This is a genomic window from Vibrio harveyi NBRC 15634 = ATCC 14126 = KCTC 12724 (assembly GCF_001591145.1).
Lineage (GTDB): Bacteria > Pseudomonadota > Gammaproteobacteria > Enterobacterales > Vibrionaceae > Vibrio > Vibrio harveyi.
The window spans coordinates 1-22,826 of sequence record NZ_BCUF01000050.1; the positions used below are offsets into that span (position 1 = coordinate 1).

At 46.5% G+C, this 22,826-nt stretch carries 20 protein-coding genes and 1 riboswitch; of the genes, 11 read left to right on the forward strand and 9 right to left on the reverse strand.

Annotation, left to right across the window (positions count from 1 at the left end):
• Positions 1-345: 345 nt before the first annotated feature.
• The 8 genes from VHA02S_RS20605 (at position 346) to thiH (ending at position 8,889) form a co-directional block, all read left to right on the forward strand.
• Positions 346-1,728, forward strand: coding sequence for a multicopper oxidase family protein (locus VHA02S_RS20605; RefSeq protein ID WP_038899125.1), 1,383 nt, complete (start codon positions 346-348; stop codon positions 1,726-1,728).
• Positions 1,729-1,851: 123 nt separating this feature from the next.
• On the forward strand, positions 1,852-2,235 hold the full coding sequence (crcB, locus tag VHA02S_RS20610; protein WP_038899124.1) for a fluoride efflux transporter CrcB: 384 nt from the start codon (positions 1,852-1,854) through the stop codon (positions 2,233-2,235).
• Positions 2,236-2,296: 61 nt separating this feature from the next.
• Positions 2,297-2,395, forward strand: a riboswitch (TPP riboswitch).
• 165 nt (positions 2,396-2,560) lie between these two features.
• Positions 2,561-4,501: a phosphomethylpyrimidine synthase ThiC gene (gene thiC, locus VHA02S_RS20615; RefSeq protein WP_038899123.1), complete on the forward strand. Its 1,941-nt coding sequence runs from the start codon at positions 2,561-2,563 to the stop codon at positions 4,499-4,501.
• The gene (locus VHA02S_RS20620) at positions 4,501-5,916 is read left to right on the forward strand and encodes a thiamine phosphate synthase (protein ID WP_038899122.1); all 1,416 of its coding nucleotides are present in this window, start codon (positions 4,501-4,503) and stop codon (positions 5,914-5,916) included. The genes thiC and VHA02S_RS20620 overlap by 1 nt, the downstream gene beginning before the upstream one ends.
• Positions 5,903-6,676 carry a HesA/MoeB/ThiF family protein gene (locus tag VHA02S_RS20625; RefSeq protein WP_038899121.1) on the forward strand — a complete coding sequence of 258 codons (774 nt, stop codon included), beginning with the start codon at positions 5,903-5,905 and terminating at the stop codon, positions 6,674-6,676. Before VHA02S_RS20620 ends, VHA02S_RS20625 begins: the two co-directional genes overlap by 14 nt.
• 38 nt (positions 6,677-6,714) lie before the next feature.
• Complete coding sequence (thiS, locus tag VHA02S_RS20630; RefSeq protein WP_009696772.1) at positions 6,715-6,969, forward strand: sulfur carrier protein ThiS; 255 nt, start codon at positions 6,715-6,717, stop codon at positions 6,967-6,969.
• A 5-nt stretch (positions 6,970-6,974) separates the two neighbouring features.
• Entirely contained in the window at positions 6,975-7,742 is a 768-nt protein-coding gene (locus VHA02S_RS20635; RefSeq protein ID WP_038899120.1) for a thiazole synthase, read from the forward strand.
• A 34-nt stretch (positions 7,743-7,776) separates the two neighbouring features.
• Positions 7,777-8,889: a 2-iminoacetate synthase ThiH gene (gene thiH, locus VHA02S_RS20640; RefSeq protein WP_038899119.1), complete on the forward strand. Its 1,113-nt coding sequence runs from the start codon at positions 7,777-7,779 to the stop codon at positions 8,887-8,889.
• 99 nt (positions 8,890-8,988) lie between these two features.
• Here the strand turns inward: thiH and VHA02S_RS20645 are convergent, their stop codons facing one another.
• The gene (locus VHA02S_RS20645) at positions 8,989-10,779 is read right to left on the reverse strand and encodes an aminopeptidase P family protein (protein ID WP_038899118.1); all 1,791 of its coding nucleotides are present in this window, start codon (positions 10,777-10,779) and stop codon (positions 8,989-8,991) included.
• Positions 10,780-10,982: 203 nt separating this feature from the next.
• The gene (locus tag VHA02S_RS20650; RefSeq protein ID WP_005447244.1) at positions 10,983-11,924 is read right to left on the reverse strand and encodes a LysR substrate-binding domain-containing protein; all 942 of its coding nucleotides are present in this window, start codon (positions 11,922-11,924) and stop codon (positions 10,983-10,985) included.
• Between the two features lie 107 nt (positions 11,925-12,031).
• On the opposite strand from VHA02S_RS20650, the gene VHA02S_RS20655 reads away from it, so the two are divergent.
• A complete protein-coding gene (locus tag VHA02S_RS20655) occupies positions 12,032-13,225 on the forward strand; it encodes a multidrug effflux MFS transporter (RefSeq protein ID WP_009696776.1) in 1,194 nt (397 codons plus the stop codon).
• A gap of 91 nt (positions 13,226-13,316) precedes the next feature.
• Positions 13,317-13,598: an H-NS-like global regulator TsrA gene (gene tsrA, locus VHA02S_RS20660; RefSeq protein ID WP_005447240.1), complete on the forward strand. Its 282-nt coding sequence runs from the start codon at positions 13,317-13,319 to the stop codon at positions 13,596-13,598.
• Positions 13,599-13,630: 32 nt separating this feature from the next.
• Here the strand turns inward: tsrA and VHA02S_RS20665 are convergent, their stop codons facing one another.
• The 4 genes from VHA02S_RS20665 to VHA02S_RS20680 all read right to left on the reverse strand — a co-directional run bounded on the left by VHA02S_RS20665 (position 13,631) and on the right by VHA02S_RS20680 (position 16,071).
• The gene (locus VHA02S_RS20665; RefSeq protein WP_009696777.1) at positions 13,631-14,086 is read right to left on the reverse strand and encodes a DoxX family protein; all 456 of its coding nucleotides are present in this window, start codon (positions 14,084-14,086) and stop codon (positions 13,631-13,633) included.
• 10 nt (positions 14,087-14,096) lie between these two features.
• Complete coding sequence (locus VHA02S_RS20670) at positions 14,097-14,855, reverse strand: HvfC/BufC N-terminal domain-containing protein (protein ID WP_038899117.1); 759 nt, start codon at positions 14,853-14,855, stop codon at positions 14,097-14,099.
• Complete coding sequence (gene bufB, locus VHA02S_RS20675) at positions 14,852-15,724, reverse strand: MNIO family bufferin maturase (protein ID WP_009703117.1); 873 nt, start codon at positions 15,722-15,724, stop codon at positions 14,852-14,854. The genes VHA02S_RS20670 and bufB overlap by 4 nt, the downstream gene beginning before the upstream one ends.
• 86 nt (positions 15,725-15,810) lie before the next feature.
• Positions 15,811-16,071, reverse strand: coding sequence for a BufA1 family periplasmic bufferin-type metallophore (locus tag VHA02S_RS20680; protein ID WP_005451246.1), 261 nt, complete (start codon positions 16,069-16,071; stop codon positions 15,811-15,813).
• 280 nt (positions 16,072-16,351) lie between these two features.
• Between VHA02S_RS20680 and uvrD the strand changes: the two genes are divergently transcribed.
• Complete coding sequence (gene uvrD / locus VHA02S_RS20685) at positions 16,352-18,526, forward strand: DNA helicase II (RefSeq protein ID WP_038899116.1); 2,175 nt, start codon at positions 16,352-16,354, stop codon at positions 18,524-18,526.
• An 819-nt stretch (positions 18,527-19,345) separates the two neighbouring features.
• On the opposite strand, the gene ggt is transcribed toward uvrD, so the two are convergent.
• The 3 genes from ggt to VHA02S_RS20700 form a co-directional block, all read right to left on the reverse strand.
• Positions 19,346-21,112 carry a gamma-glutamyltransferase gene (gene ggt / locus VHA02S_RS20690; RefSeq protein ID WP_038899115.1) on the reverse strand — a complete coding sequence of 589 codons (1,767 nt, stop codon included), beginning with the start codon at positions 21,110-21,112 and terminating at the stop codon, positions 19,346-19,348.
• Positions 21,113-21,223: 111 nt separating this feature from the next.
• Positions 21,224-21,883, reverse strand: a complete 660-nt coding sequence (locus tag VHA02S_RS20695) for a LysE family translocator (RefSeq protein ID WP_029789267.1) — start codon at positions 21,881-21,883, stop codon at positions 21,224-21,226.
• A gap of 91 nt (positions 21,884-21,974) precedes the next feature.
• Positions 21,975-22,772, reverse strand: coding sequence for an AraC family transcriptional regulator (locus tag VHA02S_RS20700; RefSeq protein WP_038899114.1), 798 nt, complete (start codon positions 22,770-22,772; stop codon positions 21,975-21,977).
• Between the last annotated feature and the right edge of the window lie 54 nt (positions 22,773-22,826).

The window sequence follows — 22,826 nt, forward strand, 5'->3', positions numbered from 1 at the left end:
TCTACGACCAACGAGTCCCACTCGTGTGCGAGTTCAATTGCATGCAAGTCATTTATTTGGAAAACCTGCTCTCGGAGTGGTTTTCGTCGTTTCTAGAGCCTTCAATTTCCTACTCGCTCTAGCCTTATTTACCATTAAGCTCCCTTCTTCTTAAACTGAACTCTTTTACTTGTTTACTATATGTGTGTAGGTGCTTACTATCTTGTTAGTGACCATTAAATATAGATCTTCATTTATAATCTCTGAATCTAAGCATTATGACTGCACATCTTTAAAAGATAACTGAGAATCATTATTAATATTTAGTTACACTCACATCAATTGGAATAATGAGTGACTAAATACATGGATATATCTCGTCGACGCTTTCTTCAATCTTCCTTAGCGATCTCTGCGCTTACCGTTATGCCTGCATGTTCTCTATCCGAGAGCGCTAATAAACAGGGTCAGCGTATATACGACATCACTGCAGAGCCTTCTACTGCTGAATTGGTACCAGGGTTTACCACGGATGTACTTGCATTTAATGACTCGATTCCAGCGCCTACGATTCGTTGTCGCCAAGGCGAGAAAGTTATTATTCGGTTTACTAACAAGCTTTCAGAGCCGACTACAATCCACTGGCATGGCTTGCGAATCCCTATTGAAATGGATGGTGTTCCTTTCTTGAGCCAGCCGCCTATCATGCCAGGTGAAACATTCGTTTATGAATTTACACCACCAGATGCGGGCACATTTTGGTATCACCCACATATGAATAGCGTTAAGCAACTTGGTATGGGCTTAGTCGGGCTAATTGTCGTTGAAGAGGCAGAGCCTGTTCAGTTTGATGAAGAGCACGAAGTCGTCCTCAAGCATTGGCATTTAGACAAACAAGGTCAGTGGAAGAACCTTATGGTACCGCGCTTGAGTGCTCGTATGGGGACTCCCGGAGAGTGGAGTAGCGTCAATGGTGTGCATGAACCTGTTTATACGCTGAAGCAGAATGCAACCACGCGACTAAGAATTGCTAATGTCGATAACACCATTACTTACCCGATCGCTATAGTAGGCGCAGAGGCTTGGGTTATTGCTATAGATGGTAATCCTGTTAAAACGCCTTATAAGCTCACTCAGCACAAAATTGGTCCAGGAATGAGGTTAGATGTTGGATTGATTGCTCCGAAGGCTGGAGAACGTGTTTATGTGCGTCAAATGAAAGGACGTTTCCCATTTTCTTTGTGTGAGTTTGATATTGTTGAGTCTGACCTGCCGGGTAATCAGAAACTGCCTTTATTGCCTCTCAACCCTGTGCCAGATCTTGATTTGGAAAATGCGGAACAAATTGATTATGTGTTTGAATGGGAGGGGGCGGTCACTCCTGCCGATAAATCGGGCAAAGCGATACCTAAGTTTTGGCTGATGAATAAACGAGCTTGGGAGGGAATGAGTAAAGATAATATTCCAGCACCGCTTTCAACATTGGAGCTCGGAAAAACCTATATTTTCAACCTTAAGAACGTCACCCAATATCATCATCCTATTCACCTTCATGGACACACATTTACTGTTCTTGAGTTAGATGGCAAAAAACTCGATGAACCGTTTCATACCGATACGGTCTTGCTTGGAAAAAACGGAAGTGCGAAAGCGGCATTTGTTGCGGATAACCCAGGACGTTGGATGTACCATTGTCATGTGATCGAACACATGAAGACGGGGCTGATGGGTTATATTGAAGTAAAGTGACTCCTGTAACTTTTTAAATCTTGATAAGTTTTAAGCGCTATACTTTGTTGAATTCTAAGATTGTATAATCACTATTGCCGTAAATTTGATTACAATGTCGCCATTAACTTTTCTGGGGGAATTATGGGACAACTATCCGTTTTGGGTTTTATTGCATTGGGTGGTGCATTTGGTGCATGTTCTCGTTACTTAATTTCTGAACTTTGTGTGATGCTACTCGGTCGTGGCTTTCCGTACGGTACCTTAACCGTGAACGTGGTTGGCTCATTTATTATGGGTCTACTGATTGCTGCGTTTGAAACTGAGTTGATGGTCACTGACCCATGGCGTCAAATCATCGGTCTTGGCTTTTTGGGCGCATTAACCACATTCTCTACTTTCTCGATGGATAACGTGTTGCTTATGCAGCAGGGCGCCTTCTTTAAGATGGGATTGAACGTACTACTGAATGTCGTGTTAAGCATTTCAGCTGCGTGGGTTGGTTTCCAATTATTGATGCGTAGCTAGCAAAAACACTCAAATATTAATCAGGTCGGCTTGGTTTAACCAAGCCGTTTTTATATACTGATTTCACTTGTCGGAGTGCCATAAGGCTGAGACCGTTAATTCGGGATCCGTTGAACCTGATCAGATTAGAATCTGCGAAGGGAACAAGAGAAGATACCTACACCAGAGTTTTATCTGGTTGACCTATCAAATAGTCGAATGTTGTTATAGACGAAGAGCACTCGCTCAATCTGTCCTTAATTCGATTCCTCTTGTCGCATCTATCCGCCAAGCATTTTTATCCCAATACTTTTTATCTAAGCATAACAAAGCAAGGAAAAATGCTATGTCGAGTCGCAAGCAAGCGAGACTGGAAGCAAAACAGTTCATTGATACACTCTCGGTACAACCGTACCCTAATTCAAGCAAAGTCTACGTAGAGGGTTCACGTCCCGATATTCGTGTGCCAATGCGTGAAATATCACTCGCTGATAGCCTTATTGGAGGTACAAAAGAAGCGCCTATTTTCGAGCCTAATGAGCCAGTACGCGTTTACGATACCTCGGGTGTATACACAGACCCAAATCACTCCATAGACCTCTACAACGGTTTACCTAAGCTGAGAGAAGAGTGGATTGAAGAGCGCGCTGATACTGAGCTACTTGATGAAGTAAGCTCGGTGTACACCAAAGAGCGCTTAGAAGACGAAACGCTAGACGAGCTTCGTTACGGAAATCTACCACGTATTCGACGTGCCAAAGATGGGCAGTGCGTGACTCAATTGCACTATGCTCGCAAAGGCATTATCACCCCAGAAATGGAATATATCGCCCTACGTGAAAACATGGGGCGTGCTCAATACCGCGATGAAGTGCTGAATCAACAACATCCGGGTCAAAGCTTCGGAGCGAATCTTCCAAAAGACATTACCGCCGAGTTTGTGCGTAAAGAAGTCGCCGAAGGTCGAGCGATTATCCCTTCTAATATCAACCACCCAGAATCCGAACCAATGATCATTGGACGTAACTTTTTGGTCAAAGTGAACGCCAACATTGGTAACTCATCGGTCACTTCTTCGATTGAGGAAGAAGTAGAGAAGCTCGTGTGGGCGACGCGCTGGGGTGGGGATACCGTTATGGACCTTTCTACTGGACGTAATATTCACGAAACTCGCGAGTGGATTCTACGTAACAGTCCGGTTCCGATTGGTACCGTACCAATGTACCAAGCGCTTGAGAAAGTGAATGGTGTTGCTGAAAACCTTAACTGGGAAGTGATGCGCGATACTCTGATTGAGCAAGCAGAGCAGGGCGTTGACTATTTTACTATCCATGCCGGCTTACTACTTCGCTATGTGCCAATGACAGCAAAACGCGTTACTGGCATCGTTTCTCGTGGTGGTTCTATCATCGCGAAATGGTGTTTAGCGCATCACCAAGAAAGCTTCTTATATACCCACTTCCGAGAGATCTGTGAAATCTGTGCTAAGTACGATGTCGCACTATCTCTCGGTGATGGTCTGCGTCCTGGTTCGGTTGCAGATGCTAACGATGAAGCGCAATTTGCAGAGCTTCGTACCCTTGGTGAGTTAACCAAGATTGCGTGGGAATACGACGTACAGGTGATTATCGAAGGTCCTGGTCATGTTCCAATGCATATGATCAAAGAGAACATGGAAGAGCAGTTAGAGCACTGCCATGAAGCTCCTTTCTACACCCTTGGTCCACTGACTACAGACGTCGCTCCTGGTTACGACCATATTACGTCAGGCATTGGCGCTGCCATGATTGGCTGGTATGGCTGTGCGATGCTTTGTTATGTAACTCCTAAAGAACACCTTGGCTTACCAAACAAAGAAGACGTGAAGGTAGGCATGATTACTTACAAGCTTGCTGCTCATGCTGCTGATTTAGCGAAAGGGCACCCTGGTGCTCAAGTTCGCGATAACGCGCTTTCTAAAGCTCGCTTCGAGTTCCGCTGGGAAGACCAATTCAACTTATCACTCGACCCAGATACAGCGCGCGCTTTCCATGATGAAACCTTGCCTCAAGAGTCTGGAAAAGTTGCTCACTTCTGTTCGATGTGCGGACCAAAGTTCTGCTCGATGAAGATTTCGCAAGAGGTACGAGAGTACGCGAAAGACACTGAGCAAGTTGCTGCGGACCAAGCTATCTCGATCAAAATGCTCGATGATCCACTTGAGGGGATGCGCCAGAAATCGCAAGAATTTAGAGAGTCAGGTTCCGAGCTATACCACCCAGCAGCACATGCCGAGGTAAGTGACTAATGAGCAAAATCCTTATTCCGTCATCATTGATTGAACTAACAGGTTTAGTTCAACAATGTTTGTTGTTGGCGAAAGAACAGGGTTTTAGCATCGAAGACATTGAGTTGGGTGTGAGCCCAACTCAATCTATTCAGCTTGTTCGCGACCAACAGATTACACATATAACGACTGATCTTATTGATGATTATGACTCTGAGTCAGAGTGTTCATTTGTGCTCTATTACCGCTCTGCTTTATCGGTAGAAGCGTGTGCTAAGCAACCGTCGAAAGCGATTTATATTGGTATTGCTGATACGCAGGTTTCCGTTGAAAAGGAGAAAGTGATTCAGCTTGATATCTGGCGTCACCCAATTAACAACGAAGTGAGAGCGCTTTCCGTTAAGTCCAAATTCAACGCAATGTTCGCTCCCGGACATCACCTTGCTTGGATTGTAACGCTGACAGTACTCGATTTTCCTATCGAAGATGCGTTAACACTTGCTCGAGGAATGCTAACTCAACAAGCGAATGTTTCACGTGAAACACTGTTGAATGACAACCTTGACGAGGGAAGATCTACTCAGTGGGCTGACCAATTTGATGATTTCCCCACACCTGTATTGGAGGATAACCGACTAGGGATTCAAGTTGGTTGGTCTGCACAAGGCGAGAGCGTTAGCTTTCCAACTCTAACTAAGCAAAGTCTAGGGCTCTACCCAGTCGTTGATGATGTTGCTTGGATTGAGCGTTTACTGCCTTTAGGCATCAACACTATTCAACTGCGAATCAAGAACCCACAACAAGCCGATTTAGAACAACAGATCATTCGAGCAATTGAGCTAGGTCGTCAGTATCAAGCACAAGTGTTCATCAATGACTATTGGCAGTTGGCAATCAAGCATGGCGCTTATGGTGTTCACCTAGGACAAGAAGACATAGAAGAATCGAATTTGGTTCAGATAACTAAAGCCGGCATTCGTCTTGGTCTTTCTACGCATGGTTATTACGAACTACTGCGCATCGTACAAATTCATCCTAGCTACATCGCACTAGGGCATATTTTCCCAACCACCACAAAACAGATGCCATCGAAACCACAAGGTTTGGTGCGCTTGGCTCTGTATCAAAAGCTGATTGATAGCATTCCTTATACAAATACAGAGGCTGCTTTCAGACCTGCAAAAGACAAAGCAGGTAGTGACTGTGTGCTTGGCTTTCCGACGGTCGCAATTGGTGGCATTGATCAATCTAATGCAGACCAAGTTTGGCAAACGGGTGTTTCTAGTTTGGCGGTTGTGCGTGCTATTACGTTGGCAGAATCACCTCAGTCCGTTATCGAGTTTTTTGCACAACTGATGAAGGAAAGACAACTAACGTTTACTGAGCAGAATAGTGAGTTGGCGTATAGCAAGAGAGGCGAGCATGCTCACGGATAAGCAGTTCCTTCGCTATCAACGTCAAGTCGCTCTGCCAGAAATTGCCGAAGTTGGGCAAGAGCGATTGAGTAAATCGCATGTGCTGATCATCGGTTGTGGTGGGTTAGGAAGTGCTGCGAGTTTGTACTTGGCATCAGCGGGTGTTGGTAAATTGGTTGTGGTCGATGACGATGAAGTTGATAGCAGTAACCTACAACGTCAGATCATTTATCGTGAGCAAGACATCCACGTTGCGAAAACAAAAGCGACTGTAAAGCAACTGACTGACCTTAATTCTATGATTCAAATTCGTGCTCTCAATAAGCGATTAGACAAAGCACAGCTGCAGCTTGAAGTGATGCTAGCGGATGTGGTGCTCGACTGCACCGATAACATGCCGACGCGCCAGCTCATTAACCAAGTTTGTTTCGAGCAAAACACGCCGCTCATCTCGGCGGCGGCAATTGGTTGGCAAGGGCAATTCGCTGTCTTTGATTATCAAACGCAGATTGAACAAGAAGCAGAGAGTAAAGCCTGTTACCGCTGTTTGTATCCGTTCGACGAATTACCGCAAACGCAAAAGTGCAGTGACAGCGGTGTCGTCGGTCCGGTGGTGGGCACACTTGGCAACTACCAAGCGATAGCGGCAATTCAAAAACTGGCGACGGGAAAGTTTCATGTTGAGACTGCTAAGTTACATCTGTTTGATGGATTGAAAATGCAATGGCAAACCATGGCGATAAGCAAAGACAAACAGTGCCAAGTGTGTGCTCAGATTTAGTTTACGAGTAATGGACAGAATTAAGAGAGTTGGAAGCAATGACGTTATCAGAACAACAAGCGACACAAATGACCGCTGCTGACTTAGATATGATCACTATTGTCATCAATGACCAGTCACATCAAGTCGCCAGTAAGTCGAATCTACAGCAAATCATTAGTCAATTTACGCTGCCTGAAATGGGCTGTGTTTTTGCAATTAATAACAATGTTGTGCCGCGCAGTGAGTGGGCTAGCACAGTTCTTTCACAAGGAGATAGCATCTCTTTGTTTCAAGCGATCGCAGGGGGTTAAAGTCGATGCTTAAAATTGGTGATAAACAATTCGAATCTAGACTGTTCACAGGAACAGGGAAGTTTGCCAACAGCCGATTAATGGCAGAAGCGATTCAAGTATCGGGTTCTCAACTTGCGACTATGGCGTTGAAGCGTGTGGATGTGAACGACCAACAAGACGATATTTTGCTGCCGCTAGTACAAGCGGGTGTGAACTTATTGCCGAACACCTCAGGTGCAAAGAATGCTAAAGATGCTGTGTTTGCAGCACAATTAGCGAGAGAAGCGTTAGGTACAAACTGGCTAAAACTTGAAATTCACCCAGACCCGAAGTACTTGATGCCTGATCCAATTGAGACACTTTCTGCCGCTGAGGAACTGGTTCGTGAGGGCTTCATTGTCCTTCCTTACTGTCATGCTGACCCGGTTCTGTGTAAACGATTGGAAGACGTAGGCTGTGCTGCGGTCATGCCATTAGGTGCGCCGATCGGTTCTAACAAAGGGATAGTTTCTCACGATTTCCTAGAAATCATTATCGACCAAGCTAATGTTCCTGTGGTTGTCGATGCGGGTATTGGCGCACCTTCACATGCCGCGCGTGCGATGGAAATGGGCGCGGATGCCGTGCTCGTCAATACTGCGATTGCAGCTTCGAGCGATCCCGTTGCGATGGCGAAGGCATTTAAGTTGGCGGTAGAGTCGGGGCGTATGGCTTATGAAGCCGGACTTGCTGGTAAGGTTTCTCATGCGGTTGCGTCGAGTCCACTGACGTCATTCCTAGATGAGCTTTAGTCCTAGATTGGTTTAGCTATTAAGCGAGGAAAACATGAGCTTCGTTGAACAATTTAAGCTGCTTAATTGGGATGACATCTCGATGTCGATCTACGCGAAAACGGCACAAGATGTCGAGCGAGCATTGAATAAACCCAAGCGTGATTTGGAAGACTTTAAAGCGCTAATTTCACCAGCGGCTGAAGCGTACTTAGAGCAAATAGCGCAGCTGTCATACTCGGCAACTCGCAAGCGTTTTGGTAATACCATGTCGCTTTACATTCCACTGTACCTTTCTAACTTGTGCGCCAATGCTTGTACTTATTGTGGCTTCTCTATGGAGAACAGAATCAAGCGTCGTACTTTGAATAGGGACGAAGTGGCTGCAGAAGTTGAAGCCATTAAACGCATGAAGTTTGATAGCGTATTGCTGGTGACTGGCGAACACGAAACCAAAGTGGGGATGAAATACTTTCGCGAAATGGTGCCGATGATTAAGCAACGTTTTAACTATTTGGCGATGGAAGTACAGCCACTAGATCAAGACGAATACGCAGAGCTCAAGACATTGGGTTTAGATGCGGTGATGGTCTATCAAGAAACGTATCATCCTTCGACTTACGCCGAGCACCATTTGCGTGGTAATAAGATGGATTTCGAATACCGATTGGATACACCCGATCGTCTTGCAAAAGCGGGCATCGATAAGATCGGTATTGGCGCATTGATAGGGTTGGAAGAGTGGCGTACCGACTGTTTTTATGTGGCAGCGCACTTGGACTATCTTGAGCGCACGTATTGGCAGACTCGTTACTCGATTTCTTTCCCGCGTTTGCGTCCTTGTGAGGGTGCGCTCCAACCCAAATCAGTCATGACGGATAAGCAACTTGTTCAGCTGATTTGCGCTTATCGTTTGTTGAATCCAGAAGTGGAGTTGTCATTATCGACTCGTGAATCACCGAAGTTCAGAGACAATGCATTGCCGTTAGGTATTACCAGTATGTCTGCGGCATCGAAAACTCAGCCGGGTGGTTATGCGATGGATGATGTTGAACTCGAGCAGTTTGAGATCAGCGATGAGCGAAGCGCGGGTTCTGTGGAAGATATGATTCGAGCGAAAGGATTTGACCCAGTATGGCGAGATTGGCACTCGGCGTATTCTGGTTAAGTAGCAAAGAAAGCCACTGGTCATCGTTATGTTTCACGTGAAACATAAGCAAAAAAAGAGGGTTGATGTAAAACATCAACCCTCTACTTTTTCTAGCTTCTAGCTGTGTGCTACTGGTAGCGTTGCTTGACGAAGCCACTCTTTCACATCACCTTCAACCAGCGGGCTGATCTCATCCCATACTTTCTGATGGTAATCATTCAGCCAAGCAAGTTCTGGACGAGTTAGCATATCAACGTTGATGTTGCGCTTGTCGATTGGGCAGCGTGTTAGCGACTCAAATGACAGAACAGGGAAGTCACCGTTAGTTGGTGTTTCAACAACAAGCTCTAGGTTTTCAATACGGATACCAAATGCATCTGCACGGTAGTAGCCTGGCTCGTTGGATAGCACCATACCTTCTGTTAGAGGCACATCGATTTGCTTCTTCGAAATGCTCGCTGGACCTTCATGAACACTTAGGAAGTGACCAACACCGTGACCAGTACCATGATCGTAATCGTAGCCTTCCGCCCATAGGTGCTGACGAGCTAGCGTATCGATTTGGTAACCACGAGTGCCTTTCGGGAAACGTGCACGTGCAACACCGATGTGACCTTTTAGCGCAAGAGTGAATTGTTTAATCATTTCTTGTGAAGGCTGACCGATCGCAATTGTACGCGTGATGTCTGTTGTGCCATCTAGGTACTGACCGCCTGAATCCACTAGGTAAAGCGTGTTCAGTTCTAGCTTGCCAGGTTCAGGTTGGTTCTCGTGGTTGTAGTGACACATCGCCGCGTTGCCGCCCGCAGCTGAAATGGTATCGAAGCTAAGATCCATAAGTGTCGGGTCTTCGCTACGGAACGCTTCCAGTTTGTCTGCCAGCGTCGCTTCATCATGCAGGTTACCAGCAACAACTTCAGCATCTAACCAAGATAGAAACTTGCTCATCGCCACGCCATCACGGATATGACATGCTTTCATACCTGCGATTTCAACTGCGTTCTTCGCCGCTTTTGGCATTAGGCATGGATCAGCTTTACTTACCACAGATGCGCCAGCATTTTGTAGAACCAATTTAAACCATGCGTTACTTGTCGCAGGGTCAACCAGTACATTCTTGCCAGTTAGAGTTTCTAGTCGTGCTTGCAATGCTTCTGGGTGATGAACTGTTACGCCAGAACCAACATGAGCGTCAAACTCAGCAGGTAGACGAGCTGGATCTAGGAAGTATTCCACACTTGAATCTGAATGCAGAATCGCATGAGAAAGCAGAACCGGAAGACGTGATACATCTAGACCACGAACGTTGAGCAGCCAACAGATAGAATCAAGTGCTGTGATCACTGCGCTGTCTGCGCCGGCTTTTTTCACGAGCTCTGCGATTTCTTGGCGTTTGCTTTCACTTGATTGACCAACCGCTTCTGTTGCCATTAGGCGAACATCAGAAACTACAGGAGCAGGGCGGTCGTGCCACAGCTCATCAATTGGGTTGCTGTCGAGAATCTTAAGCTCAAGTGCACCTGCAAGTTTTGCTTGTGCCATGTCTAACCAAGCAGAGTTGTGCATGCGAGGGTCGATTGCCACAGATGCGCCATTTGCAAGATGGTCTTTAATCCAATCTAGTGCAGGCTCTTCAATCAGGTGACGGTATTCGAATAGATCAGCAGGAACCTGCTTAGTGACTTGTACCGTGTAGCGACCATCAACAAAGATAGCGGCTTTGTCTTTGGTGATTACCGCAGCACCAGCAGAACCGGTAAAACCAGTTAGCCAGTGTAAACGCTCGTTGTGCGCTGGTACGTATTCGCCCAAGTACTCGTCTTCATGTGGGACAAGTAGGGCATCAATATTATGTTGTGCTAGCCATTCGCGAATTGCATTCACGCGGCTTTGGGTATCGTTGTGCATCTGTGTTATTCCTTCAAATTACCGCTCCTTCATGCTCAGGTGTGGGAGCTGTTTCCATCTGCTTCATGCAGTTTACGATTCCATTGAGGTTCGCAATCACTTCAATAGAGTCGGAGTACAACAGACCATAGATGAGCCAAAAAGGACTATCGACTGTTAAGCTACTCATTTTACCGTAAGAGCGCAAATCGCGTCCGGGATTTTTATCTAAGATGATCGGTTTTTTGCGTGATCATGGTACGTAGCCAAGTTAAAGCTGGGTCATTTTCTCTGTCTCGGTGCCAGAACAAAGTGTAAGCCATTGGTGGGAATTCGAGTGGCAGAGGCAGCAATGCCATGTCATGTTGTTTGGCTGCCAGCTTCACAAAGTGGCTTGGCGCGGTAAACACAAAATCAGTGTAAGAACACAAACTGGCAGCACTGTTAAAGTCCGGGACGGTGACTGCGATGTCACGTTCGCGACCAATGTCGGCTAAACGATAGTCGAGCAACCAACGGTCGTTGCCATCACAACGCACCTGAACATGGCGCAGGGCTAGGTAAGCTTCTAAGTTCCAGTTACCACGCAAAGCCGGGTGGTCTTTACGTACGATACACATTTGGTGGTCGCGATAGATTTCCTGTTCACAAATGTCATCTGGCGGCAGCATAGTCAGCTTGGCATCGTTGATGTCGATATCTCGACCTGTCATGCCTAAATCGATTTCACCGCGTTGAATCATCTTGAACGTTTGCTCCGACCAAGAGTGGGTGCTGATGGTCACGCCTGGTGCTTGTTGGAATATTGCTGGCAAGAAGTGGGGCAGAATGAGCGGGTAGACACTCTCTACCGCTGCGATTTGAAAACGGTACTCACTGCTCTGTGGCGAGAACTCTTCGGGTTGAGTCAGCACCTCAAGTTGGTTTATCAACAGATCCAGTTTCGGTTTAAGGAACAATGCGCGCGGTGTTGGCGTCAATCCGTGTGAGTTTCGAGTGAATAGGGGATCATCAAATTGGGTACGTAATTTCGCTAAGGATTTGCTCACGGCAGACTGACTCAAGCACAGTCGGTGGGCGGCTCGGGTGACATTCAACTCTTCAATCAGTACTTTAAAACAGACCAGCAAATTGAGGTCGATGCGTGCCAGTTTCTCTACGTTCACAGTGATTTTCCTCATTGGAATAATGGTAATGAGTATACATCATTTCCATTCATATCATCAGATGATTAAGCTTTGCTCAAAAGTTCTTGTTCAATTTGGAGTGTTTTGTGTCTAGCCATATTACAAATAGCAAAAAACAGATGGCGCTGTTGACCATGTTAGTTCTGTTCAGTCCGCTTGCGATTGATATCTATCTACCTGCTTTGCCTCTTATCGCGTCCACTTTTCAGGTAGAAAATGCATTGGCACAAGACACCATCACTTGGTTCCTATTTGCTATGGGCGTTGGTCAGCTATTCGCTGGTCCCTTGGCAGATAAACTCGGACGTCGAACTGTTGCATTGGGAGGCATCACCATCTACGCATTGAGCGCTTTATTGGCGTGGAGTGCTCAAAATATTGAGTGGATGTTGGCGGCTCGCTTGCTACAAGGCTTAGGTGCTTGTGCAACATCTGTAGCAGCCTTTGCAACAGTTCGCGATATCTTTGGTCCGGAAAAAAGCGGCAAAATGATCAGCTACCTTAACGGTGCGATCTGCTTTATCCCAGCATTAGCACCGATTCTTGGTAGTTGGTTAACCCAACAATTTGATTGGCGTGCAAACTTCAGCTTTATGGCGGGTTTCGCTGTAATTGCAGGAGCGATGATGTTCTTTGGAATGAAGGAAACCAACCCTGCAACAGAAAAGCAGGCGGTATTTAAACTGAGCCGCTACTGGGCAGTCTTGAGCACACCATCATTCATCTTCCACGCTTCACTGTGTTTGATGGCGATGGCGGTCATTCTTGCTTATGTAACGTCTGCACCTGTAGTGTTGATGACAGGCATGGGACTATCGATGAATGAATTCACCTTCTGGTTTGGTCTGAATGCGGCGTTCAACATTGCTGCTTGTATGCTTGCGCCTAAGTTCATGGATCGCTGGGGCACACACAATTCACTGGTTGTTGGTATCTGCTTACTGGCAATTGCTGGCGTGATCATGATGGTGATGAAAGAGCACCACACGGCACTGTCTTTCATGCTACCAATCTTTATCTCATCGGTCGGCTTTGCTTGGATTCTTGGCGCAGCAGCAGGTAAAGCGTTGGAACCGTTCGGTGATAAAGCGGGTACTGCGGCTGCACTACTTGGTTTGTTCCAAATGAGTGGCTCTGGTTTGTTGGTGGGTACGCTACAGCGTTTATCACTGGATCCACAAACTCTGATTGCGATTCATATGTGGGTATTGCTTCCAGCATTAGTGATTCTGTTTAGCAAAGCTGGTAAGAACTGGCATGCGAAATTGGCGAATGCGTAAAACTCGGTAATTTAGTATTTTCCAATGTACTTAACGCGTGTATATTTGTCGTTCAAACTTTTCTCGACACCATAACGGAACTCATAAAGTAATGTCGTTAACCACGTATGAAATGGCTCGTATCCTAGAGCAAATGGAAGAGTCACCAGAAAAGGTGATGTTTGGTAAGTTGCTTAACGAATTAGGTAACCAAAGCTCTGAGCGCATTCGTAGCGCGGCAAAACAAGTTCCAGTGCCAGTCCTACGCGATATCGTGTACCAATTTCAGCAAGTGATTGAGTCACGTAAAGGCGAGCAAGTAGAGCAGATGGCAAAAGATCTCGCGAAGCAGGGTATCTCACCTGAAGAGCTACTGGCTTACTTAAATAAATAATAAAAAAATCCCCGCATCATGCGGGGATTTTTTTAGTGAGTGATTTTCTTCTTCAGTATGTGGTCGAGGGATAATGGTCCTGGTCCCCAAACAATCACAACTAGGATCATCAACCCCCAAAGTTGGTGATCATAGAAACCTTTTTCCCACAATAGCGGGTAAGAGACCACGGCGATGATGTTGAACACAAACAGAATCGCAGCCATCGGGCGGGTAATCAATCCTAGTGCCAAGAACACAGGTAGAACCAATTCTGCAGCCGTACCTAAGTAAGCCGCCAATTCCCATGGCAGTATTGGCACTTGGTATTCCAACTCAAATAAATACAGTGTGCTATCCCAAGACGAGAGTTTGATTAGCCCTGAATTGAAGAATACCCATGCAACCCACAAGCGACAAAAGAGAAGTAGTAAAGGGACAAAGCCAGCTTGTAGGGTGCTGATTAAATCGTCGTACCGATTCACTAAGTTTTTAACCGTATCCGTCATAGAGTGCTCCTTAGATTGATTTCAATGTAAAGCCGTCAACGAGATCGAGTGCCATGATGCTATTGAGATGAGCGAGTAAAACTTCAGGTATTTCGCTCAAACTCTGTTTCTGCTCTAAACATTGCAGCAGTTGGAACACATCGGCATCGAGTGCGTGACACAAGGCTTCTCCATTGGCTTGAATCGAGATGACACCTTGCTGTAATTGGTTGATATTAAGTTGTTCGAATTGCCCAGTTTGAATCGCGCTGAACAAATCAAATACTGCGTAACTGGAGTCAAAGCTGCGGCAGCCTTGTTTGAGGAGCAAAACCAAAGCGGGTTGTTGCTCTTCACTTACTTCGCCAAGCAACGCAAGCGGTTTTAATGCTGCCGCATTGGATTGTTCATACAGTGCTTGACGAGCTAGGTCGATATGCCACTCGAAGCGTGCGACTTCAGGGCTGTAAGGTGCTTGTGCGATCACCTGACTGAATTGCATGATGGTGTCTTGAAAGCCTTCGCCATAATGCACCACATTTCCCTCTTCCAATGGATAAGTGAGAACGTGCTGGCGAGCCATCTGTTCAAAGCATTCTTCACCAAGTAGCGCTTCAACCATTGGGTAGGTAGCGGACAACACTTCGCTTAAGCTTACGATAAAGTTATTGCGGTAAATCTGCATGCGTTCATCAGCGGTAAACTCATCACTGGCAATATCGCAATCTTCACCGAGTGCTTGATAGTGTAGGGCTTTCGCAAACTGGCTTTGTAAGGTGGCTAGATTCATGATGCCTTCCTTGGTTCGCTTTGTTCACTTGGAAGTGTGCCTTGCAACAGCAGTCGGGATGCTTTCTGCGCTTCTCCGAGCAAGACTTCTGGCGCGGGGATATCCAAATCCCATTCAATCAACGCATGACGTGGACCGTGTTTCTTTGTCCACTGTGCGAACAGCTGCCAAACTTCATCACTAACTGGGCGGCTATGGGTATCGATCCATATCTCACCTTTGTCGAGTTGTTTGATGGTAAAACCTGCCAAGTGAATCTCATCCACTTTGTCGGCTGGAATTGCATCTAGGTATGTGTCGCAATCAAAACCGTGGTTGAACGCCGAGACATAAACATTGTTTAAATCGAGCAATAAACGACAGTCAGTGCGCTTTTGCACTTCGGTAAGAAACTCCCATTCGCTGATGGTCGAATGTTGAAACTTCACATAACTAGATGGGTTCTCTATCAAGATCTCGCGTTGCAAATAATCCTGCACTTCATTCACGTTACGAGTGAACACTTTGAGCGCTTCTTCCGTGTACGGAAGTGGAAGCAGGTCATTAAAGTAGTGACCGCCGTTTTCACTCCAACTCAAATGGTCAGAAACAAGAATCGGGTCGATTGAGTCAATCAGCGCTTTAAGTTGAGCAAGGTGCTTTTGATTCACACGTTCCACCGAACCTAGTGACAGACCAATGCCATGGCAGCTAATTTGATACTGCTCGCGCAATGCTTGTAATTGATTGCGCTCAGCAGCGTTGGGTTGAAAATAGTTTTCACTGTGGATTTCTAACCAAGATAACTCGGGTTTGTTTTGGCTAAAGTAATCGAGGTGAGGGGTTCTTAATCCAACTCCAACAAGGTCGTGGAAGGTGTGGTGTTTCACGTGAAACTCCTTTTCAAAGCGGGCGGGAAGAGAAGGATGCGCTGGTTGAGCGTCAACGCATCCTTGCAGTAGCTAGCGATAAAAGATTATGAAGAAGAAGTGCTACCGCCAACGAGTTTGTCACATAGACCTTTTGGTACGACTACGAATGCGTCTTTTTGGTTATCTTCTTTAGAAGTACCAGCGCATGAGCTGCTTTTCGTTGCACAGTCGTTTTTACCTGCTTTAGAAACGCCGTAGCACTTCTCCTTATCAGCAGCGACAGCTGGAGCTGCAGTTAGCATTGTGCCACCAAGAGCTAGAAGACCAGTAACAGCAGCAGTAACAGCTAGATTCGACTTTTTCATAATAAATTCCTCTGAATGATTTCCTTTACTTTAAGTTGGCAAGATGAATCGCCTGTTTTGGCGTTTTTGTTATCAACTTGCTTAACTTAAAAGATAGGAAACTGGCTAAAAAACTTTCAGAAAAATTTTCGAAACAAATGGTTTTAAAGAATGGGATTTATATAACTTATTGATGTGTAGAGTAAAAAAACAACGAATTTTTTATGAATTTTTGTCTAATCTGACGAGGTTGTTTAGGTTATAATCTATTTTTATGTATAAATAACCAGTAGCTCTCATCATGATGGATCCATCTCTATTACTCGACGGTTTGAACGACAAACAACGTGAAGCCGTTGCAGCACCTCTAGAAAACTTGCTCGTCCTTGCTGGTGCAGGGAGTGGTAAGACACGCGTTCTTGTTCACCGTATCGCTTGGTTGATGTCGGTCGAGCAATCATCTCCGTTCTCAATCATGTCGGTAACCTTTACCAATAAGGCGGCGGCAGAGATGCGTGGACGTATCGAAGAGCTAATGATGGGCAGTGCAGGCGGTATGTGGAATGGTACTTTCCACGGCATTTGTCACCGTATTCTGCGTGCGCACTATCTTGATGCCAAGCTACCGGAAGATTTCCAAATCATCGACAGTGACGACCAACAGCGTTTGCTAAAGCGTTTGATCAAAGCGCAAAACCTCGATGAGAAGCAGTGGCCAGCACGCCAAGTGGCATGGTGGATTAACGGTAAGAAAGACGAAGGTCTGCGCCCGTCGCACATTGATACGTACCATGATCCAGTGACCAAGACATATCTGCAGCTATACACCGCTTACCAAGAAGCGTGTGATCGTGCTGGTTTAGTCGATTTTGCGGAAATCTTGCTGCGCGCACATGAGCTACTGCGTGATAACAAGTTCGTTCGTGAACACTACCAAGCACGCTTTAAGCACATCTTGGTGGACGAGTTCCAAGATACCAACAACATCCAATACGCTTGGCTACGTATGATGGCGGGTCCTGAGTGTCACGTTATGATTGTAGGTGATGACGACCAGTCGATTTACGGCTGGCGTGGTGCAAAAGTCGAGAACATTGAGAAATTTACGTTGGAATTCCCAAGCGTGAATACCATTCGTCTTGAGCAAAACTACCGTTCAACCAAGACCATTCTGGAAGCGTCGAACGCTCTGATCGCGAATAACACCGAGCGTATGGGTAAAGAGCTTTGGACTGATGGCGTTGTCGGTGAGCCTATCTCGGTATACAGCGCTTACAACGAATTGGATGAAGCCCGTTTTGCGGTAAACAAAATCAAAGAGTGGCAAGACAAGGGCGGAGCTCTGAATGATGCTGCAATGCTTTATCGTAACAACGCCCAGTCGCGTGTACTTGAAGAAGCATTAATCCAAGCTGGTCTGCCTTACCGTATCTACGGCGGCATGCGATTCTTCGAACGTCAGGAAATCAAAGATGCCTTGAGCTACATGCGTCTGATTGCCAACCGTAATGATGATGCGGCATTTGAACGTGTGGTGAATACGCCAACGCGTGGTTTGGGTGATAAGACGCTTGAAACCATCCGTTTTGCGGCTCGTGACCGTGGTTGCACCATGTGGGAAGCGAGTGTGGCGATGTTGGATGAGAAGGTGCTTGCTGGTCGTGCTGCTGGTGCTCTGAGCCGTTTTATCGAGCTTGTCACAGCACTAGAAGACGACACCATCGAGATGCCGCTGCATCACCAAACTGACCATGTGATCAAATACTCGGGCTTGTTCGCGATGTACGAGCAAGAGAAGGGCGAAAAGTCTAAGGCGCGTATTGAGAACTTGGAGGAATTGGTGACTGCAACTCGCCAATTCGAGAAACCAGAAGAAGCCGAAGACATGTCACTGCTGACGGCATTCCTAACCCATGCAGCATTAGAAGCGGGCGAAGGACAAGCGGACGAGTTTGAAGATGCGGTTCAGCTAATGACATTGCACAGTGCGAAAGGTCTAGAGTTCCCATTGGTGTTTATGGTCGGTGTGGAAGAAGGCATGTTCCCAAGCCAAATGTCGGCAGAAGAAGCAGGGCGTTTAGAAGAAGAGCGTCGTCTGTGTTACGTAGGCATGACCCGTGCGATGCAGAAACTGTACATCACTTATGCTGAAATGCGCCGCTTGTACGGTCAGGATAAGTACCATAAACCGTCTCGCTTTATCCGTGAACTGCCAGAAACTTGTTTAGACGAAGTACGCATGAAGGCGCAAGTTAGCCGCCCTGCAAGTAGTGGTCGATTTAGCCAAACGGCGGTGAAAGAAAGCTTCAATGAAACCGGCTTTACGCTAGGTTCTCGTGTGATGCATCCTAAGTTTGGTGAAGGCACCATCATCAACTTCGAAGGCAGTGGTCCACAGAGCCGCGTACAGATTGCCTTTAATGGTGAGGGCATCAAATGGTTGGTGACTGCTTACGCACGGCTAGAGAAACTGTAAGGCTTCACCAAAACTAATCAACTTAAGAGCTGCTTCGGTGGCTCTTTTTGTTTGTGCTGTTTTCATGTCGCTAACGCAGTAAAAAATGGAATGATAAATAGAGTGCAAAAGCGTGATTTAACGACGCCATTTGAAGTGAAAGGTGGGCGTTGTGGGTTAATGTCTGTTTTCAGCAGAGCTGCTGAGAAAAATTTTAGGCAAAGAAAAACCCCGAGGGCTTACGCCCATCGGGGTTATAGTCTTACTCGCAGCAATCCGGCTACTAAGAGTGCTCCATGCATCTAATCCATGATAGTGTGCTGAATCCGTCAGCTTAATCCTTACGTCGCCTTCCTAGCGGTGTCCTTAATGACCTTATCCTGGTCTGCTAACCATCCTCGTTAGCTCTCATCACTTGTTCCCTGAGCGGTGTCCCTGACATCATCCTGATGTTCAAATCCTTGCCTCGTCCAGAGGTGTCCATTTCCCGTCCTTAGTAGCAACCATCCTAGTCACTATTGATTCCGTTCAATGTCCAATTTTGCAATCCATGCCCGACTATTCATCCTGAATAACCGTTTCTTCTTCCTGAAGTTCACCAAGTCCGTGGTGTTTCCTGTTCCGTGTCAGCATCCTTCCGACAGGTTTAATATTACGTGTTTAACGATTTCCAACAACGGGCTAATGTCACATTTTTTCACTCTCTTAGCGTTCAAAAAAGATACATAAATATTAAATTCAATGACTTATGCTCTTTGTTGTACGGTTTTACCATTAAAAAAGAGAGGTTTGCTCAACCCTTTGTGAGAGATCTCGCACAAGGGGTCGAGCGAAAGACTCTTACTGCCCGATAGCGGCACCTTCACGCCTTGGATCGGCTGCGCCCTCAAGACCGTCTTTTGTTATACGTATCGCATGCAGTCCAGAGTTCAAATCACGAACATCAGTTTTAAAACCCATCTTTTCCAACTCAGGCTGTAAGCCTTCTGCAGCGGTACCTTGCTCAATATCTAAGGTACCAAAACGGTTCAGTAATCGTGGCTGATTAATCGCGCTTTGGATGTCCATATCCCATTGCGTGTGGGCGATAATGGCTTGTGCGACGTAACCAATGATGCGGCTGCCACCCGGTGAGCCAATTGCCATGTAAGGTTTGTCATCCTTCATCATAATGGTTGGTGCCATGGATGAGCGTGGGCGTTTACCCGGTTCTAAGCGGTTCGCGATTGGCACACCATTTTGATGCGTGCGGAAGGAGAAGTCGGTCAGTTCGTTGTTGAGCAAGAAGCCGCGCACCATCAAGCGTGAGCCAAATGCGTTTTCAATGGTTGTTGTCATTGAAACCACATTGCCTTGCTTATCGACGATATTGAAATGGCTGGTGGAAGGCAGCTCGATTGATTGGTCCATGCTTAAATTCATCGCGTGTGACCACGGTGGATTGCCGGCTTCAACCTTACTCAAGGCTTTACCGACTTGGATAAGCTCAGCACGTTGTTTGAGATAATCTTTATCAAGCAAGCCTTCGGTTGGCATTGGCACATAATCTTGGTCAGCCATGTATTTACCGCGATCCGCGAACGCAAGACGAGATGCATCGGCGATCACTTGCCATGATTTTGCGCTTTCGGCTCCCCATCCTTTCAGATCGTATTGCTCGGTGATCGCAAGAATCTGTCCAACCGTCAATGCGCCGGAGCTAGGTGGTCCCATACCGCAGATGTCATAGCTCTGATAAGCCGCACAAACCGGTTCACGTTGCTTGATTTGGAACGCATCAAAGTCAGGTTGTGCCAATACGCCAGGATTTCCCGGTGCATTTTGTACTGTCTTGATGATGTCTGTGGCGATATCGCCTTGATAGAAAGCTTTTGCCCCTTGCTCTGCAATTGCCGTCAGAGTTTGCGCGTATTCAGGGTTCTTCAACAACGTGCCTTCGGCTTTTGGTGAGCCATCTGGATTAAAGAAGTAAGCCTTAGTCGCAGGGAAGCGTGATAGGCGCTTGGCATCTTTCTCAATCAGACTCGCGAGGCGAGGGCTTACTTCGAAACCTTGCTCAGCCAAGGTAATCACAGGCTGGATGATCTTCTTCCATTCCAACTTGCCGTATTTCTGGTGCGTGTCCCACAGTAGTTTCACTGTGCCAGGAGTGGCAACGGAACGCCCACCGACAACCGCATCGTAAAATTGCAGAGGTTGTCCTTTGTCATCTAGGAAGAGTTTCGGCGTCGCGGCGAGCGGTGCGGTTTCGCGTCCATCATACGTAGTCAGTTTTTGTTTCTCACTGTCCCAATACACTAAGAAGGCACCGCCACCAATACCTGATGATTGCGGCTCTACCAAGCCCAGCATCAGTTGTACGGCAACCATGGCATCAATAGCATTACCGCCTTGAGCAAGAACGTCTGCCCCAGCTTGGGTGGCAAGTGGGTTGGCTGCTGTGACCATATAATCTTTGGCTTTGACCAATTGCTTTTGCTCGAAGCCAGTACTTTGCTCCGGTGCAACCGCATCTGCTGCTTGGTTAGCAAAGGCTGAGGTAGATAAGACGAGTGGGGAAGTAAGAAAAAGACCCGTGGTCACGAGTCGGTTGAACGTCCAATGCATGATGACTCTCCATGTTGCCAGTTTTGTGCTTTCAGCTTGGCAGTCATGAAGAGTCACGTCGAGTCAGCAATCTTAGAAATGTCGATTGTGCTACGCTTTTAAATCAGTACCTTATCCGATAAAAGTGCTGATGGTTTGGTACAAAATGCTGCCGCCTACGAGAGTAAATACCACGCCACACAGACCGTCGATGTAGATGCCTGCTTGTTGCAATTTACGTTGTAAGCGCTGCGTCGATAGCATCCATGCAAGGCTAGAGAACCAGAATAGCGACAAGCCAAACAAGATGACTAAAGCAATACCTTTGCCAGTGATCGACATACCAGCAGGGACTAAGCTCGACATCAAACTGATAAAGAACACCAAGGCTTTCGGGTTAAGAATGTTGGTCGCAAATCCTTTAGCAAATGCCTGACGCTTATTGCTGATCACTAGGTTGTTTTGCTTCTTAGGTTGATCCGCCTGTGGGTTTTTGATCATCGAGATCACGGCGCGCAATGCACCAATACCTAAATAGAGCAGATAACTACCACCGAGCAGTTGCACCACGGAGTACAACACTGGGTGCTGGTGGACGATATAACTCACGCCTGTCAGGCTGAACAAAGAGTGCAGCAAAATACCGACAGACAATCCCAACGCAATGTATAAGCCAGTTTGACGACCATGACGTGTCGCGTTTTGTACGACCAGCGCAAAGTCGGGACCGGGACTCATTAGGGCAATAAAGTGAATGCTGGCGAGCGTCAGCAATATGGTGGATTCATTCATAACACATCTCAAATATAACCAATGCGGCTATTGTCGTGGTAAGTCATCTGTGGCGCTTGTAAAAAACTGACAGCTTTCTCGGTAAATGAAATTAACGAGTCACTTGAGAAGGGGAAACGCCGTAGGTCTGCTTAAACGCTTTGCTGAAATGCGCTTGATCGTAGAAACCGATTTGATGGGCGACGTCGGTACCACATTGACCTGATTGCAGTAACTTCATGCCTTGTTCAAGGCGCAGGCGTGCGAACCATGCATAAGGCGTCATGCCGGTTTGCGCTTTAAAGTGGCGCTGGAACTGAGTTGGGCTCAGTTGGCACAGCTCTGAAAGTGAATCCAAACGCACTGTTTGGTCGAGGTTTGCCATTAGATAATCTTTTAACGTCCCAAGCGATTGGTTTCCTAGCGGCACCACTTTTTGTCGCTCAAGCGATCCGTAGCGATCAAAAAGCTGGTTAAATCCTTCAAAAGGAAGGCAATCTTTGGTGAGTTGGCTGAGGTTTTCATGACGAAGCAGTCCGTGTAAGTTACTAAGTTGTGAAAATATCTGTGGATCCGAGATGATCAGCTCGTTGAAGTGTATTATTTGACCGTTTTGCTTAAGATCAGCCAGATCGCTCAATAGGTGAGGTTCGATCGCAAATACATTCACTTCATAGCCACTTTCGAGCTTAGATTGCCCGTCGTGCAGCTCATCTGGCGGCATTATCACAATTTGCCCGTGACCAACTTGGTGGCTGTTACCTTGGTATTGGAACTTCTGCGCACCATGCGTGATCAGACCGAGATGAAAATCCAGGTGGTAATGCCTTTGAAAAGCAAATTTCTGGTATTTCGCCTCTATCAGGCTCAAGTTGTCATGGTCGGTTGCGTAGTACTGAATATGTTCCATTAAATAAAAAAAGCTTGGTCACATTATGACCAAGCTTATCCATCAATTTCTTAA

Bases quoted from the DNA above. Each gene is read 5' to 3' on its own strand.
- VHA02S_RS20605 (WP_038899125.1), top strand. From the start codon at position 346: ATGGATATATCTCGTCGACGCTTTCTTCAATCTTCCTTAGCGATCTCT.
- crcB (WP_038899124.1), top strand. From the start codon at position 1,852: ATGGGACAACTATCCGTTTTGGGTTTTATTGCATTGGGTGGTGCATTT.
- thiC (WP_038899123.1), top strand. From the start codon at position 2,561: ATGTCGAGTCGCAAGCAAGCGAGACTGGAAGCAAAACAGTTCATTGAT.
- VHA02S_RS20620 (WP_038899122.1), top strand. From the start codon at position 4,501: ATGAGCAAAATCCTTATTCCGTCATCATTGATTGAACTAACAGGTTTA.
- VHA02S_RS20625 (WP_038899121.1), top strand. From the start codon at position 5,903: ATGCTCACGGATAAGCAGTTCCTTCGCTATCAACGTCAAGTCGCTCTG.
- thiS (WP_009696772.1), top strand. From the start codon at position 6,715: ATGACGTTATCAGAACAACAAGCGACACAAATGACCGCTGCTGACTTA.
- VHA02S_RS20635 (WP_038899120.1), top strand. From the start codon at position 6,975: ATGCTTAAAATTGGTGATAAACAATTCGAATCTAGACTGTTCACAGGA.
- thiH (WP_038899119.1), top strand. From the start codon at position 7,777: ATGAGCTTCGTTGAACAATTTAAGCTGCTTAATTGGGATGACATCTCG.
- VHA02S_RS20645 (WP_038899118.1), bottom strand. From the start codon at position 10,779: ATGCACAACGATACCCAAAGCCGCGTGAATGCAATTCGCGAATGGCTA.
- tsrA (WP_005447240.1), top strand. From the start codon at position 13,317: ATGTCGTTAACCACGTATGAAATGGCTCGTATCCTAGAGCAAATGGAA.
- VHA02S_RS20665 (WP_009696777.1), bottom strand. From the start codon at position 14,086: ATGACGGATACGGTTAAAAACTTAGTGAATCGGTACGACGATTTAATC.
- VHA02S_RS20670 (WP_038899117.1), bottom strand. From the start codon at position 14,855: ATGAATCTAGCCACCTTACAAAGCCAGTTTGCGAAAGCCCTACACTAT.
- VHA02S_RS20680 (WP_005451246.1), bottom strand. From the start codon at position 16,071: ATGAAAAAGTCGAATCTAGCTGTTACTGCTGCTGTTACTGGTCTTCTA.
- uvrD (WP_038899116.1), top strand. From the start codon at position 16,352: ATGATGGATCCATCTCTATTACTCGACGGTTTGAACGACAAACAACGT.
- ggt (WP_038899115.1), bottom strand. From the start codon at position 21,112: ATGCATTGGACGTTCAACCGACTCGTGACCACGGGTCTTTTTCTTACT.
- VHA02S_RS20695 (WP_029789267.1), bottom strand. From the start codon at position 21,883: ATGAATGAATCCACCATATTGCTGACGCTCGCCAGCATTCACTTTATT.
- VHA02S_RS20700 (WP_038899114.1), bottom strand. From the start codon at position 22,772: ATGGAACATATTCAGTACTACGCAACCGACCATGACAACTTGAGCCTG.